6 protein-coding genes are annotated in these 16,476 nt (G+C 41.1%); 2 read left to right on the top strand and 4 right to left on the bottom strand.

What is annotated here, in order from left to right; all coding sequences use genetic code 11:
* Positions 1-170: 170 nt before the first annotated feature.
* The 3 genes from AB4513_RS21345 to AB4513_RS21335 form a co-directional block, all read right to left on the bottom strand.
* Positions 171-599, bottom strand: a complete 429-nt coding sequence (locus AB4513_RS21345) for a hypothetical protein (protein WP_032555112.1) — start codon at positions 597-599, stop codon at positions 171-173.
* Positions 600-1,167: 568 nt separating this feature from the next.
* Positions 1,168-4,626, bottom strand: coding sequence for an RHS repeat domain-containing protein (locus AB4513_RS21340; protein ID WP_102258362.1), 3,459 nt, complete (start codon positions 4,624-4,626; stop codon positions 1,168-1,170).
* Positions 4,627-4,646: 20 nt separating this feature from the next.
* Positions 4,647-11,633, bottom strand: coding sequence for a LamG-like jellyroll fold domain-containing protein (locus tag AB4513_RS21335; RefSeq protein ID WP_009846193.1), 6,987 nt, complete (start codon positions 11,631-11,633; stop codon positions 4,647-4,649).
* 295 nt (positions 11,634-11,928) lie between these two features.
* Between AB4513_RS21335 and AB4513_RS21330 the strand changes: the two genes are divergently transcribed.
* Both AB4513_RS21330 and AB4513_RS21325 read left to right on the top strand, forming a co-directional pair.
* On the top strand, positions 11,929-12,252 hold the full coding sequence (locus tag AB4513_RS21330; protein WP_009846192.1) for a DUF4144 domain-containing protein: 324 nt from the start codon (positions 11,929-11,931) through the stop codon (positions 12,250-12,252).
* A gap of 477 nt (positions 12,253-12,729) precedes the next feature.
* Positions 12,730-14,562 carry a hypothetical protein gene (locus AB4513_RS21325; protein ID WP_102258361.1) on the top strand — a complete coding sequence of 611 codons (1,833 nt, stop codon included), beginning with the start codon at positions 12,730-12,732 and terminating at the stop codon, positions 14,560-14,562.
* Between the two features lie 329 nt (positions 14,563-14,891).
* On the opposite strand, the gene AB4513_RS21320 is transcribed toward AB4513_RS21325, so the two are convergent.
* Positions 14,892-16,220, bottom strand: coding sequence for an anaerobic C4-dicarboxylate transporter (locus AB4513_RS21320; RefSeq protein WP_004732879.1), 1,329 nt, complete (start codon positions 16,218-16,220; stop codon positions 14,892-14,894).
* Positions 16,221-16,476 lie beyond the last annotated feature (256 nt).

Here is a 16,476-nt window from a genome sequence, read left to right as displayed (position 1 = left end):
AATACAATAATCGTATTAGACCAATACACGGACCACACACAAACCAGTTAAACCTATATTGTCGGCTAGCATTTTAAGTTATTAATGTAAGGAATGTTTATTTTTAGCCAAAGCCTTTACCCTATAGTAAAAGGAAAAACCTGCCCCCTATTCATTATAATCGATATTTGTTATTGTTGAGATTCAATCTTCTCAATAAATACCTTATTAAAATCATCAGAAGCAAGTGCTAAATCATCAAGAACAATAACATTTGATTCCAAATTTTTCTTAACAATCCACTTTCCCTTATCAGACTTATAGTAATCAATAAGTTGCCTAAGTTCTTCATCACTATAAACTAACAAACCTTTCATATATGCATTCATATATCTCTTTTTACCATACTGAAAAACTGGAGCATAATTTAATTCAACATACTCCTCTGTAAAATCGGGATATAGTTTGAAGAGCTGTTTTTTATATTCTACAAAGTAGTGCTCCACTGTTTGTTCAAATCCCAGAATTTCAGAAATCTCATTTTCCATCTTGCTTCTCTCCGTGGCTTGGAGAGGTAATGAGACACATAGCAACCAAAAACATAAAAGACTAACTTTCATTTACACCCCTTAATATGTGTGAAAAAATTAAATTACCACTATCTAAAGTAAATGGCTTAATACCGAGCAGATCCCCATAGTTACTGTTACAACCCTACGCTCCGTCAACCAAGGTTCTTTTAGTCCTGATGTCAAATGTAATTCACTATTACGTCTTCATTGGCACTGATACAACTGACAATATGACCTCGTAATCAAACAATATTCTCTTTCCAGTATGCTTTACCTAGCCAACCGAACGTTTTTCGCATATGGGCAGCGATTGGCTGTTTTTAGCTTACCTATAGCGTCTTAAATGATCTACTGAGGTATAATAAGTATTGCCCTTGGATAGGAGCACATACTAGGATTCAGGCTTTCCCAACGGTGGCTAGTTACCTAAATTACGTGGTACTACCGTGTGATATATGGTGTGGGATGAGGTTTAACTTTGCATTTATCCATCACACCTCTAGCAAAAGCACCTATCCACGGACAAGCTCGCATTTTTATGCATCGAGCAATAATTGTAACTATTGAGTATATACTGTTTATTTTCCAACCCTTTCCGTCAAACAAAAATAATTTATCATTTACAAATCCCAGCCTGCACTAACTTGGACGTTATATTAATTGCCGTACAGCTTGTTTTAACGTACGGGTTAGGAATTGCTCCACCAACATCCGATATTCTATCAATATCTTTCGCTACTTTGCACGCTTCCTCATCTGCCTTAACCTCAGCGTCTCGGAGTGCTTTATTTAGTTCGGGAGGATTAAAAGCTTGAGGTGGTAGCACTGGAACTGGAGAGATCGGTACCCCGAGCCTTCCATCCAGATCTACATACCCTAACGGGTCACCATTTACATACGCATAGAGGTTAATCCCGCCTTGCTCTTGCAGTGGGTCGCGGTTTAGCCAGCGGCCCAAGCTTGGTATATAGAAGCGATAACCAAAGTAAACTATACCACTGGTAAAATCGCTGCGTTTGGTCGACATACCAAACGGCTGTAGAGTGAAACCATCACCACTTACTTGCCCGTATGGCGAATAACCTCGTTGGCTGAGTCTTTCGCCTGCTTGGTCAAACACACCATAGACATGACCGAGATGGTTAGTCATGTAATAGATATTTTGCTGGCTCTGCTGACGCATTAATAACCCAGCGACACCGCCTTTTCTATCTGGTCGCCATATATTGTTTGCTAATACGTTGTTCTCGCTGTCACGCTCTTGAAGCTCAATCAGGCCTAAGCGAACAAAGCGTTTCTCTAAGGTTTTAATATTGCTTTCAAAACGCTGATACACTCTTAGAAAATGATCGTGACCATACTCAAATCGTTCCTCAATCTGAGTGCCACTTTTCTCAAAACGAATCGCGGTCAGTCTGTTTTCAGCGTCATAGTCTGCTTCAAAAGGAGTCTCACCTGGCAATAAGCCTTGTACTAAGTTTCCATCAGCATCATAAACAAAAGCGCTACTGTCGCCATCCCACGAGGAAATTTGGTTAAGCGAATTGTACGTGACTTGTGTTTGTGGGCGCTCTAGAAGGAGCGGTTCGTTAGACTCTAATTGGGTGAGTTTACCTGCAACGTCAAAACCGAAAACAAACTTGCCGATTGTATTCACGCCTTTTCGGTATTCGAGCTTGGAGAGATCGCCAATATTGTCAAAGCTCAACACTTGCTTGATGCCATTGGGGTAAGTTAAGTCAGCCGAAACATTATCAGGCGAATCATCGTAGGTGAGTTCAAAGACCTGTTCCAGTGCCGAAACTTGCTTTAGTCGACCCAGAGCGTCGTACTTGTACTCACCGTAGTTATCTCCATCCAACATCAATGAAGACAATCGATTCAGCTTATCAAACCCAAGTTCAATGGTATCGTTGTCCCAAGGGCCATCAATGCTCTCAACTTTACCGTCCGAGAAATAAGAATATTGTGTCAGACCTTGGCCATCAGAGACTGATACCAGCTCTCCTAACGAATTATATTGATAGGAAACTTCTGGTGTAGCGTCGCCATAACTTACACGAGTCAGTTGGTTATTTTCATTGTAATGAAAAGACTTTGTAACGCCTCGAGCATTAGTGGTGCTGTTGATATAACCTTGCTGGTAATCAATTTTTAGCGCGCTGCCATCTGCGTAACGCTTCGTTGTAAGCTGACCCACGGCGTTATATTCAAATTCTGTTTTATTTTGATTGGCGTCAATTAAAGCCGTAGTGCGTCCTGCCGCATCTCGTTTTAACCGTGTAACGCCCAACATAGGGTCAATAACCGCTACCAGTTGCTTTGCTGAATTATATTGATATTGGTAAGTTCGACCTCCCGGAAGGGTTTCGCTCTCTACAAGACGAGGACAACTCCCATAAACAATCTCAGTATCACGATTTCCCTCTCCGCTGACATGAGTGAGTTGGTTAATTCGGTCATAACGATACTGCGTGGCGTTACCATGTATATCAATAACTTGTGTTACGCGCCCTAGCTCATCATATTGATATGACGCCAGCGCCTTACCCTGACTAACAATCGAGTCGAGTCGCCCAGATGAATAACCAAAGTCGACAACGTTACCATCAGCAGTCGTTACTTGTAATAACTGCCCTTGGTCGTTGTATTTATAGCGAGTTTTAACACCGTTTAAATTAGTAGCACCAATCAGTAAGTTATTTTGGCTGTATTCAAAACCCTTTTCGCCTGTCGGCGTGACAGCTTTAATTAAGTTTTGACGATCATCGTAAACATAGATCGTGCTGTTATTGATCGTATCAGTAAACTCCACAACTTTACCAAACGAGTTATTGCGATACTTTACGGAATTACCATCTGAATAAACAGTTTTGGATAGATTACGATTTTGATCGTATTCGAAACGAGTCCATGTACCATCCGGTCTAGTAACCTGTTGAACACGAGAATAACCTTTGGAGAACCGCTGATAGTCATAGACAGTTTTAGGAACGTCGGGTTGGTCATTGTTAACATTAACATCCACGTAATTGATGTAGTGCTCTGGTGAGATGTACCACGCTTTGCCTGTTTCTGAGTTGTAGAAAAACTCCTCTTTATAACCCAGCGGATTTATCGCAGTCACTCGGCTACTCATTCCCATTGGGTCACCAGGTGCTGGATATTCATCTACCCGATTTGAATTAGCGTTGCCTAGCTCAACAATAAATTGGGTTTGTCCCTTAGCATCAGTGATTGACGAGATTATCCCCATCTCATCATAAGTGATATCTGCGGAGTACCCTTGCATGTCCTCAAGCGAGATTAATTCACCTTTCTGGTTATAGTTGAAGTGAGCTTGATACCCCGTCGGGCCTTTCACCGAGACAATTTGCTTGGCCTGGTTATAACTAAAAGTCAGAGATTGATCTAATGCGTTAGTCACACTCGTTAACTGGTCGTCTTGGTAAGCAAACTTAAGTGCGTTACCGCTTTGATCGACCGTGGAACTTAATCGGTAGTTGCCACTTTCCACGTGAGTGAACGTTTTGTAACTGCCGTCAACGTAAGTCGCCTTAATCACGCCATCTTCAACACTCAACCGAGGCAGCAAAGTCGCTTCTCCTGACAGAAGCGATTGTGAATTTAAAACATAGTTAGTACCAATTTGTTGGTATTCATCGACACGTCCTGTTCCCGCAAACAGAACTAGCGAATTAGATTCATTCGGTTGGGTTATATAGTCACTGTAACTATGGGACCATCGAGAGCCAACCGAATTATTTGTATTTTCTTTTCCAAGCGCATTGTAAGTTAATGTGAATTCAATATTAGGTCCATACGCCGAATCAAACCAGATTGGCGTATCTTGAACAACGAGGTTGAGATTATTGAAGTCAAAGTGCCATATTGGTGCTCCTCTCGAAGAATGGCAATCATCTCCTGATTCCCCCCCTTTTTGAGCTTGACCTTGACCTTGTTCGTATGAACTATTTGGCCCTAAAGGGCCTGTAGGTGGTTCAACAGCAGGCGCACACGACTGCAGTAACGCTAACAATACGATTGCAAGCGCGACAAAAATTGCCAAAAGCATCTAAGTTTCCTTAATCGGATTTATGGGTTTAACGGAGTTTCAATTAGAAGGCTTTCTGCCGAGAGTAACGCATCTAACTTATTGGTAGCTTTGTTCATTATCAAAGGACCCAATCTGAATTCGAAATCGTAGTGCATAGCAAGTGACGACTCAGGTCCACTCGACACCTTCGACCTACGATTTATTAATTCTTCATCCGTAAGCGCTCGGTTCCAGAGTTGCACGTTGTCAATCTGAGCATTTACAGGATAAGCCCCCCCAAATGTAATAGGCTCCGTACTCTGTCCACTAAAACGAATATTCGATAAGGTCCCAACTAACTGACCATCAATATATGCTTGAGCGTTAGGGGCTTGGTATCGAAGAGTAAAGTGATACCATTGTTCACTATTTAAACTAGCACTATTATTTCGACTTTCATCACCAACGCCGTAACTCAAATCACCGTTTTTATTTAAACCAATGTAAAAACGATGTTTATTATTGTCATCAGAACCAACGTACTGTAATAGCCCCTTAAGTTGGTTAAACTTGATATCAAACATTAATGTTTTGTCTTCAGAATTAGGATAAATCCCCGTTACAACGTGGCTATTTTTGTTACCATCCAATTGCAGTACACCACTCGATATAGATATACCTTGCTCTCCTTGAGCCAACTTTACTGCTTTGTACCAATCAGTAAATGAGTACCAATTGGTGATACCATCACTATTGCTATCTTTGTTGCCATCCCTAACACGCAAAGCGCTCCCTTCTTCAAGCTCAAACCCATCGAACATGCTATCCCCATCTATATCTGGATCGCATGCAGAGACAAGTATTTCTAATTCTTGTCGATCGGATAATCCATCGTGATCGGTATCGTTTGTTGTGGCATCAACACACATTTTCGCTTCAACGTAATCCGGGATAGTATCTAAGTCAGTGTCATTGACTTGATGACTTTCAAGCTCAATATCATCGACCAACTTTAGGTCGAATTGATCATTGGCGTGATTTTTTACCCATTCTCCTTTCACCGACGAAAAGTCATAAGACGCGATTAAACCCTCGATATGCTCCTTAGGATGCAGCGCCATGAAGCGGTGGAGTTTTGGTTCAGACAAGGCTCTGTCCCATATCTGCACGTTATCAATAAGGCCAGTGTAAAAATCAGAAGCCATTCCCGACTTATTCAAAGCGCCCAACCAAAGTGCATGTTCGAAGGGAGCAGAAATCGTCGACCAAGAACGTATTGTTTCTTCTGTTAATTGTCCATTGAGGTATAGTTGAATATGATCATCATTTACGACTAACGCGATGTGGTTCCAATCATCCGTCGAGTATTCCGGCTCTCTAAAAGAATAACCACTCGATTTGTCTTCACCCCATGCGAACTTCTTCTGCGCATACTGAATTCCAACGTAATAATGCTGGTCGGCAGTTTCACTTACACCGGATAACTGTGATTCTTCACTGGTTGATTTAAACCAATACATTAAGGTTGAATCACCGTTTTCTGGGAAGAAAGACGTAATTGCATAACCTTTACTCGCCGACAAGGCGCCAAATTCGACCACTGTTTCAGGCAATTGCTCTGTTTGTATCTTTCGATATTCATCCCAGTTGGAAATACCGTTGCCATTGCTGTCAAAATTAGCATCAGTAATCAAGCCATCACTACCGTGAGAACGCTCAAAGTCATCCGTCAAGCCATCATTATCACTGTCAGGATCGCAAGGGTTAGTAATCAAAATGAATGGTTTGCCAACTGAGAGTTCATCACCATCATTAACGCCATCACCGTCGCTATCAGCCGTTAACCCATCAGTACAAAAAGCTAACTCTAATCGGTTAACAAGACCATCGCCGTCAGTATCTTCGTCTGTTGGCTCAGCAACTAAGTAAGCGCCTTGCGTTAATTTGAGATCGTATCGTCCTGTTGCTTTATTTTTCACCCAATCACCTTGGGAGTGAGTAAAGTCATACCATGCAGCAAGATTGCTATCCGAAGCTTTGGGCGCAGTAAACATATACTGGTAAATTTCAGTTGCGTTTAATGACCGCTCCCAAATACCAACATTATCAAGTAACCCCTTCATATGTTCTTTAGAGAAGCCTACATCATTAACGGCTCCAAGGTAGGTGGCCCACACATTCGGTAAGTCTGCGCGCAATGGGTATTTTTCATCTACGAGTTGCCCGTTAAAGTATAATTTTGCTTTTCCTTGATTTGACAAGACGAGAGCTAAATGTGCCCATTCATCCGAATTAAGTTTTGCGGCAGTATATGATGTGCTGTGCTCGTCACCATATTTTACTTTATCGTATGAAAAACCAAGTTTATGTGTATCCATGTTCCCTGATCTTTGCTCTTTACTTGGCTGATACTTAACCCAAAACATCAACGTCATGTCATGTGACAACGAGAAGTGATTGGTAATTGCGTACCCATTGTTATCCGTTAACTGCAAAGAACGTGAGGATTCAATGATGTCGTCTTGTGACAACTGTTCAACTTGATGCTGGGCATACGCTTCCCAAAGGCTCAAATTGGGATGATTTACAGAACTTTTCCCTGCGTTACTCTGAAGCGGATCACTGTTTTGTTCTAACTCAAAATCATCCGGAATATTATCCCTATCACTGTCCCATAAACAGGGGTCTGTAATTGTTAAATATTGGGAATTGACCCCATATTCCTGACCATCCAATAGACCATCACCGTCTGTGTCAGCTTGGGTTTCATCTAAACAGCTTGCAAGTTCTAACTTGTCATCTAAACCATCCAGGTCTTGATCAAGTATCGCTTGCTCTGGAGAGATTTTAGCTCCTTGAACCAGCTTTAAATCATACAGCCCTGTGACGCCATTTTTTACCCAACCACTCCTAGTGTGGTTAAAGTCATACAGCCATTGCAATGAGCTGTCTTGTTGGGGAGTTGGTGGCGTAATCATATAGCGTCTAACCTCTTCTAGGCTTAATACGCGTTGCCACAACATGACATTGTCCATTTGGCCGTTCATATGACGATCCGCTAGACCTTCAATATTAGTTGCACCCAAGAAAAACGGATAACCAATCATTTTAAGCGCACTTTCATTCACATCTACCATTTGACCATTAACATAAAGCTTCGATTTTAAATCACTTATAGTTAACGCAATATGGTTCCACTGATTATTGATTAAATCGTGGTGATGAGCGACAGAACCACTACTACCAACCCAATAAAGAGGGCCATACATACTGTGTCCTAAAGACAAAATCACATCATTCGTTATATCACTAACACCACTCATTGATTTGTCATACACGAAAAGATCTTCGTTCGGCTTATACCAAAACATAATGCTGGTAGGTTGCTCTTTTGGGTAATAACCTGAGATGGCGTACCCTTTTGTCTCTTCTATATCCAAAACGTTAGGCGCAACCTGTTCAATAGAGGAGAGAAATTCATCACTGCGGTTTATATATTCAACATACCTATCCCAGTTTGGCTTATTAACTTCAGCATCAATAAGATGGCCATCGGCTAACGTTGGATTCATGTTGTTATCGATTTCAAATGCGTCATCAATACCATCATTGTCAGTATCAGAGGAGCAAGGATTAGTGGTGAACTTTTGGCCATTGATAAGAAAACCTTGATTGAGTTCGTAACCATCGCTAAGTCCGTCACCATCACTGTCTAGCACCTCAGAATCAGTACAATAAGTCGCTTCAAACTCGTCGCTTAACCCATCTTTGTCAGTGTCGTAAGTTTGCTCTGATTCAATGATATGTGCACCCTTCACCAATTTCAGATCATATTTCCCAGTTGCCCTATTTTTAACCCAAGCTCCAAGATGATTTGAGAAGTCGTACCAAGCGACAAGGTTTTCGTTAGTACTATCAGGGCGCTGACGCATATAATTAATTATTTCCCTTTGGTCAAGAGCCTTATTCCAGAACTGAATATCATCAACTTGACCATTTTGATGTTTCACATCCAAGCCTTTATAGTTAACCGCACCAAACCAAAGTGTATAAGAGGACCCAAAATTCTCATTTCGTTTATCAATAATCTGCTCTAATTGCCCGTTAACAAAAAACTTTTGGGTACTTTGAGAGATAACAATCGCCAAGTGGAGCCATTGATCTGATTTGATCGTAATATCTGATTGAAGTTTTTGAGAATTTGAACGAACTAGCGGCTTATCATTTCCACTAATACCTATGTAACTGCCTTTATAAGTATCAGTTTGTACGCCACTAAATTGATCTAGGCCTTGCTTGTTTGGTTTAAACCAATACATCAATGTAGTTTCGTCATCGTTCTTCTCTCGTTGAATATCAGAAACTGCATAACCTAAACTGTTCGACAGGTTCAACTCACCATCTAAGTGTTGCACTTTTTTGCCTTGCTCTAATAGGCGATGCACACTCTCTTCGGCATAGGTTTCCCAGTTGGCAATCTCTTTATCATTTAATACAACATCAAGGTCATGTTTTGTTGGATCCATACCATTGTCTTGCTCAAATTTGTCATCAATACCATCGTTATCGGTATCGCTAATACAAGGGTCTGTGGATTTTAAAGGTGCCAAGGGTGTCAGTTCATTTTTATCTAAAATTCCATCCTCATCACTATCACTGTTATATACGTCCAAGCATTTCCCTAATTCAAAAGCATCAGAAAGGCCATCGCCATCACTGTCTCGCTCTTTGTCCTCTGGTTTTAAGCGAGTAACATCGGTCAACTTGAGATCAAAGCGACCACTCACTTGATTAATTACCCAATCACCACGCGATTTAGAAAAATCATAGGATGCAACAAGCCCTTGAGTGTTTACTTGAGGTGCTTCGGTCATGTAACGACGAACCTGATGTTGCTCCAGGGCTTGAGTCCAAATCTGCACGTTATCAAGAATGCCATTCATGAAATATTTCGGCTGACTCGAATCATTCAATGCTCCGATCCATATCGCGAGTATCTCTTTTCTATTAAACCAAGTTGGCACACGACTCGAGTAAGCTAAATTCCCATCTAAATAAACTTGGGTGGTATAAGTGTTAGAATCCCAAACGAAAGCAAAATGATGCCAATTATCAATAGTGATATTTTGCTGAAATCTCCTAGGATAAAAGGAAGTATTAATAATTCCTTTTATGGTGTTATTGAAACCGATTCCTAATTTTGTTTGGTGCCACCCTTTACCGTTAAATCCAGAATATTGTTCGGATTTATCCTTAGGTTTAAACCAGTACATTAAGGAAAAGTCTTCTTTATTATTCGACAATCCAGAAATAGCATAAGTATTGCTGCCTGTTACATCGAAGTGCCTATCTTCTTCAATAACCTGAACCTCACTGTCTCTCTTTTCAACGTAAGAAACATACTTCTGCCAATAACTGTTCTTTGAACCTAAATGACTTTTCAGCGCATCGTTCTTCGCTGGGTTCATTGAGTGGTGATATTCAAAACCATCAGCGATACCATCGTTGTCAGTGTCGGCATTGCATGGGTTTGAAGTTACATCTAGCGATGAGCCAATACCTAACTCTTCACCGTCAGGAATACCATCCGCATCACTGTCGGAGTTATGACTATCACTACACAGAGCACTCTCGAATATATCAGGTATACCGTCACTATCTGAGTCGATATAGTTTTCTTCAAGCTTCAACTTCGCTCCAGCCACTAGCTTCAGGTCAAACTTATTCGTTACTCTATTTTTAACCCATTCGCCGCGGCTTTCATTAAAGTCGTAAAAGCCAAGTAAGTTATTACTTGTCACTCTTTCGAGACTAAACATGCTTTTTGCGACATCTTGTTGTGATAGCGCTACATTCCAAACACTAAGATTATCGATCACCCCCTCAACACTTTCTGGTTGCCAAGCTCGCTTGTGATGACGAGCACCAATCCAAAGGGCATATTGGCTAGCTTCTTTAAATGCCAAAGATCTCATCGTGTGCTTTAGTTGACCATCAATATATATTTCTGCCACAGAGCTTGAATAGACCAAGGCGACATGCGTCCAATCCTCATCCTCAATCTTCACTTTACTTAACGTGACAGATTTATTTCCAACACCGAACGTGACACTATTTTCTTGATCAATACCGGAATAGAACCGACGACCACTATCATCGTCACTACCCATTGTCTGTTGTTCCTGACTTTCAGCGTGTTTAACCCAGTAAGTCATACTCATCGCTTCACTACCTGGAGCAAACCCAGAAATTGCATAACCATTGGTATTTCTTACATCTAACAATCTGCGTTCGGATATAACTTCCAGTTGCTGTTGCTCATGTTTCTTCGCAATCCAATCAACATAATGCGACCAGTTATCTCCTCGATAGCTATCAACCACCATAGGATCACTGCCAGCTTCAACTTCATACGCGTCTTCGATTCCATCAAAATCACTATCTTGTAAGCAAGGAAGTGAGGTCATAATTATTGATTCACCAAAACGCATTTCTTGACTATCTAAAAGGCCATCATTATCAGAATCGGGGGTTTGCGAAGACATGCATAGCTTGTCTTCGATGTGATCGGGCAATTGGTCTCGATCACTATCTAGTGCAGAAAAAGTATAAATTGGACTTTTGGAGTTAGCGCCTTTTCCATCATGCGCGACAACGTTCCAATATCTAGAATGGCTATCTGAAATATGAGAAAAATCCAACTTTAGTGAAGTAGCTGTGATACCAGTTTTAAATTGACGTAATTTTCCTGGTTCATCACCAAACCAAAAATCGTAATAGGAAGCGCCTTTAATTGGTAACCAAGTAAAAGTAATGGAATGTGACAAGTTTTTTATCGAATAATTATCCGGAGCAGTCAATGTGATAGAATTAAGGTTTGAAGAAACCTCAACTTTGCTTATACTAAGACGATTACCAAGAGCATCAACAGCATAATAGTTAAATTCATTATCGGCTTTTTCATTGATTAATTCTCCACGTAGATTGTATCTATATTCTACTTGACTTGCATTAATGTAGAAAAAACCAAGTAAGAGATATAACATCAACGTCTTTAATGAGATATTAATAAAAGTCACGAATAAAACTCAGGTTAGAATAATCACTGTTAAATGTTATTTAAAAACCTCACAAAATCCCAATCAATTTAATTTATATAGTTATAAGTGTTAATTATAATCTAATAATTAACATTGTATTTATCGAAAGTTAATTACAAATCAAACAGCAAGCAGTAGTTTATTGTTCTTTCTATAGGATAAATCACTAGTACCTGACTTAAGCTTCAAAAGTGTTTATAGTCCAGACATACATTTCAACATCCATGATTGAGAGGCAGTAATGATCAGTTGGCCATCTTTGGTAAAACTCGACGGGGACGATGAGCTTATTTACGTCGCATCCGAACACGAATTTCAAGCAGAATGCTCAGACATGATCTTGGGCGAAGAGGATTACCTCATTGATTCAGTGGGCGATAGCTACTCGCTTGAATCAAGCTCAAATCAACTGTCTCTCACGAAACAACCTGAGCACTATTCAGTTGAAAGCGTGACCAACCTGATTCGAAATCACGAGTTCCAGAAGGCAGAAGTGTGCCTGATGAAGATCCATTTCCTGACAATCGAAGAAGCGATTCAATCTTTGGCTTTTGAGCCTCGTTAATATTGGGTATTAATTCAAAACTTAGGTTCGGCTTAATACGTCCAAACAGAACAAACAAAAACAGCGCCAAATTAGACGCCGTTTCTATTTCTTGCCTCGTTATCACAAAGCTGGAGTTATCTTCGTTTAGATAACTTCTTTTGAAGCGTCCGTGATGATAAAGTTATCGATGTACCCATTAACATTGACCTCATCCTAGGTAATGTCCGGGGGTTTAACCGCTTTATCTAAGCCAATTAAGGTGTGAATGAGTATTGTAGGCGAGATAATCCCCTCTTTGACATACCTACTTGAATTAAGTGAAACTCTGCTTTTCTGTATGTACCGAAATTCTAATGACTTCCTAAGGATTACTCTATCCATTGGAGCATGTTTAAGAAGCCATGAGTGCGAGATGTCATCAAAGCAAGACTTTATATCTTCCTCGAATATCCATTTCGCCGCGCTCACCGATCAACCCTAGTTTAGGAGTTTAAAATGGCAAATCCTTTAGAACTCAATATCGATTATATTTTAAAACCCAACGGCAGCTTTCAGCCGCCAAGCGCCTGTGACATCGAATTTAAAAGATGGACAGGTAATCTTTATATGGCTTTTAAAAGCAATAAGGTAAAAGCGATACCTTACCTGCAGAGAGGTATTGATGCCGTTTATTCTCATCTTGAAGCGATGAAATATAGACACCATAAGAAGCTAAGTAGCAGTTATGGTTTTGGTGCCTCAGATGTGACAAATGATCCGGTGTGGATGGTTCTGCGCAGTCAGATTAGAGTACATTTCAAAAAAATAATAAGAGAAGTTCGCCCAAGTAAAACGCCACTGGAAAATATTCGCTTTAAATGTATTAACCGCACTACCTATAATTTTTTGCTACAGCAGATAAAACTCATCGAATCACTTAGAACAAATATTGTAAGAAACGGTGAGCTAGGACGTATACAGCTTGAAGTGATTGATGCACAACTTGATAGCCTGAAAAGTTTGTACGATCAGAAAGAGAACATTGATAATAATATCTGGCAGATCCTTAATGATCAGCATAAACGCAATTCATATACCGCACTTTGTCATAAAGGTATCAAGACCAGTTATGAAGATAAAGCATCAGCAAGAGACGGTGCGCTAAGTACTAAAAATACTCTGGATCTTTTTGCTGAAGGCAAAATTGAAATAAAACGTACTTGGGATTTTAGAAATATAGTCCGTAACCAAGCCTCAGTTAAGGCTGGTGTTGAAGCACGAGTTAAAGTAGAAACCGACTTGCATGCAAAATTCGGCAGCAATGGCGGGGCGGGGATTATGAAGGGGCGGGCGGGCAAGCCGGAAATAGGCATAACAGGCAATGCCGGTGTTAGCCAAGGATTAGGAAAAGAAACCAACTTTTCACAGGCTGAGCTTGAAAATCGTAATGGTTTTGCACCAATGCAGTTGATCCCTGGCATCGATATCGGGGTTAACCTTGAACTGGCGGCAAAATTTGGCGTAATGGTTGAAGTCAGCCATGAACTGAGTATTGGACAGTTATTTGCTCTACAAAGCGAAGCGTCCTTATTTGTCGGCGCGGAAGTTAAAGCTCAGGTAAACGGAGCATTCAACAGCAGCAATATCCTCGGAGCTGATGAGTTTATTGTCGGCGCTATCGGTGGTAGTGCTTTTATCGGTGCTAAAGCGAAGGGATCGACAACAGCCGTTTTTAAAGCGCGCAGTATTGATGCTGCACGTTTTAAAATTGAAGCTTCGGTAAGTGCTGGCGCTGGAATAAACGCGGCACTTGAGGCTGTTGTACGCGGTAGCGGCGATATTAAAGTGAGAGCGGCTGCAGGCTTAACAGCAGGTATAGGTACTGATGTAGAGGCGGATACCATGGTTAATCCCCTTCTCCTTAAAATTTTGCTGTGGGATAAATTAGCCTCCCATTTAACAACAAAAGCTTATCAAAAGCGTAAAAATGAAAAATATGACCGCAGTGTCAACATAGTTGCACTTGGCCGATGTCAGAATAAAGCCCACACTTATATGATTTTATTAGATCAAAGCTATAAGTTGCTTGCTGAAGAATTATGGCGAATTTCTGTTATCACAGACTTTACTGAATCTGACATTGATGGAATGAGGGGGACTCTGCCGAATTTGTTCAGACCACCAGAACTTGAAGCCGCCTATTTAAGCTCAACGGATAACAGTGACGACGCATTGACCAATGCCCAGCTAGGAGTTGAAATAGCCGCTAATGCACGCTTTAAAGACAGGAAGAAAACAAAAAAACACGCACAAAAGGGCAGCTTGCTGATCTTAGAACCTCAAGTTTAGCCTTCAAAAATTACGCTTCTGTTGCGAATAGTAAATTGGATATTGCCCGAAAGGGTCAGCTGTAGTTGTGGTGGTAGTTATAGTTGTAGTTGTAGTTGTAGTTGTAGTGGTAACAGTCGTTGTAACAGTAACTGGCGAGAGAAGAAGCGATTCAGTCACTCGCCTTTGAGCCTCGTTAATATTGGTTATTAATTCGAAATCTAGGTTCGTATCAGAACTTCCAAACAGTAAAAACAAACACAGCGCCTAAATAGGCGCTGTTTTTGTTTGTTATCTCGTTATCGCTTAATTAAGCGACAAGAAGTCAGATTAAGCGATAAAAAGTGAGACTAAGCGATGAAAATCTGTGCCAATGCGTAGCCTAAACAACATGCACCCACTACACCGATTAAACCGACCGACATGAATGAGTGGTTGAAATACCACTTACCAATCTTGGTGGTACCAGAGACATCGAAGTTAACCGTAGCGATATCTGATGGGTAGTTCGGGATGAAGAAGTAGCCGTAAACCGCTGGCATTAAGCCGATAAGCAGGGCTGGGTCTAGTCCTAAGCCAAGACCAACAGGCAGCATCATACGTGCAGTAGCGGCTTGCGAGTTCACCACAACCGATACAATGAATAGCGCTAGTGCAAACGTCCATGGGTAGTTAGTCACCATTTCCACGATGCCCGACTTGAACTGAGGCATTGCGTATTGGAAATAGGTATCCGACATCCAAGCGATACCGAAGATAGCAATCGCTGCCACCATACCCGATTTGAATACCACGCCGTTTGGCACATCACGCGGGTCAGTTTTGGTCGCTAACAAAATGATACCGCCGAAACAGAGCATCATCATTTGGATGATCACCGACATCTTGATTGGCTTGTCGCCGTCTACGATGGTTCTGATCTCAGGCACCATCGCCACGATAACAATCACCACAATCGACAATAAGAAAATCAATACTGCATTACGAGCCGAAGTTGGAAGTACTTCATCCAAAGACGTCGCAGTGGTGCTTTCGATGCGCTTTTTCCACTCAGGATCTTTTAGACGCGCTTGGTATTCAGGATCGTCGTTCAGTTCTTTACCACGTTTCAAGCTATACAGAGAAAGTAAAAGTGTGCCGAACAGCGTTGCAGGAACCGTCACCATCAAAATAGAAAGCAGAGTAATAGAGTGTTGGATATCAGAAAGTTGCGCGAGGTAATAAACCACTGCTGCCGAGATTGGAGATGCAGTAATCGCCAGTTGAGATGCAACAGATGCAGCCGCCATTGGGCGCTCAGGACGAATACCATTCTTCAGTGCAACATCACCGATGATAGGCATGATGGAGTAAACCGCGTGGCCAGTACCTAATAGGAATGTCATCGAGTAAGTCACGAACGGTGCTATCAAGGTGACGCGTTTCGGGTTCTTTCTCAGTACCCTTTCGGCCACTTGCAGCATGTATTTCAAGCCACCAGCCGCTTCAAGAATAGAAGCACAGGTAACAACAGCGAGGATGATCAGCATTACGGTGACAGGTGGAGACGTTGGTGGCATCTTGAAGACAAACACCTCGATAACCAAGCCAATACCAGAAACAACACCTAAGCCAATACCGCCATATCGAGACCCGATATAAAGAACGACTAATAAAAATAGAAACTCAAAATACAACATAAGCAACCCTGCTAAAAATGTGGACTAATGATATTTTGTCCCTAAGTTCCGCTATTTACTTATCGCTTGGTCACACTATGATTGCAGACTCTCGCAAATTGTTTTTTCTAAGATTATGGTCACGCTAACTGAACCGTAAGTTTATGAAATGTAATAGGAAGACAGACTCTAAATCTAAATTTGTTATGTACGATAACCATTATTGTGACTGTTAGATCTGCATGGCCTATAAAGTGCCAGATTCATAACTTAACGA

The sequence above is a fragment of the Vibrio sp. 10N.222.54.E6 genome, assembly GCF_041473955.1.
Taxonomy (GTDB): Bacteria; Pseudomonadota; Gammaproteobacteria; order Enterobacterales; family Vibrionaceae; genus Vibrio; species Vibrio tasmaniensis_A.
The sequence above is the reverse complement of the archived record's forward strand: the minus strand, read 5'-3'. Positions and strand labels throughout refer to the sequence as shown.

Bases quoted from the DNA above. Each gene is read 5' to 3' on its own strand.
- AB4513_RS21345 (WP_032555112.1), bottom strand. From the start codon at position 599: ATGAAAGTTAGTCTTTTATGTTTTTGGTTGCTATGTGTCTCATTACCT.
- AB4513_RS21340 (WP_102258362.1), bottom strand. From the start codon at position 4,626: ATGCTTTTGGCAATTTTTGTCGCGCTTGCAATCGTATTGTTAGCGTTA.
- AB4513_RS21335 (WP_009846193.1), bottom strand. From the start codon at position 11,633: ATGTTATATCTCTTACTTGGTTTTTTCTACATTAATGCAAGTCAAGTA.
- AB4513_RS21330 (WP_009846192.1), top strand. From the start codon at position 11,929: ATGATCAGTTGGCCATCTTTGGTAAAACTCGACGGGGACGATGAGCTT.
- AB4513_RS21325 (WP_102258361.1), top strand. From the start codon at position 12,730: ATGGCAAATCCTTTAGAACTCAATATCGATTATATTTTAAAACCCAAC.
- AB4513_RS21320 (WP_004732879.1), bottom strand. From the start codon at position 16,220: ATGTTGTATTTTGAGTTTCTATTTTTATTAGTCGTTCTTTATATCGGG.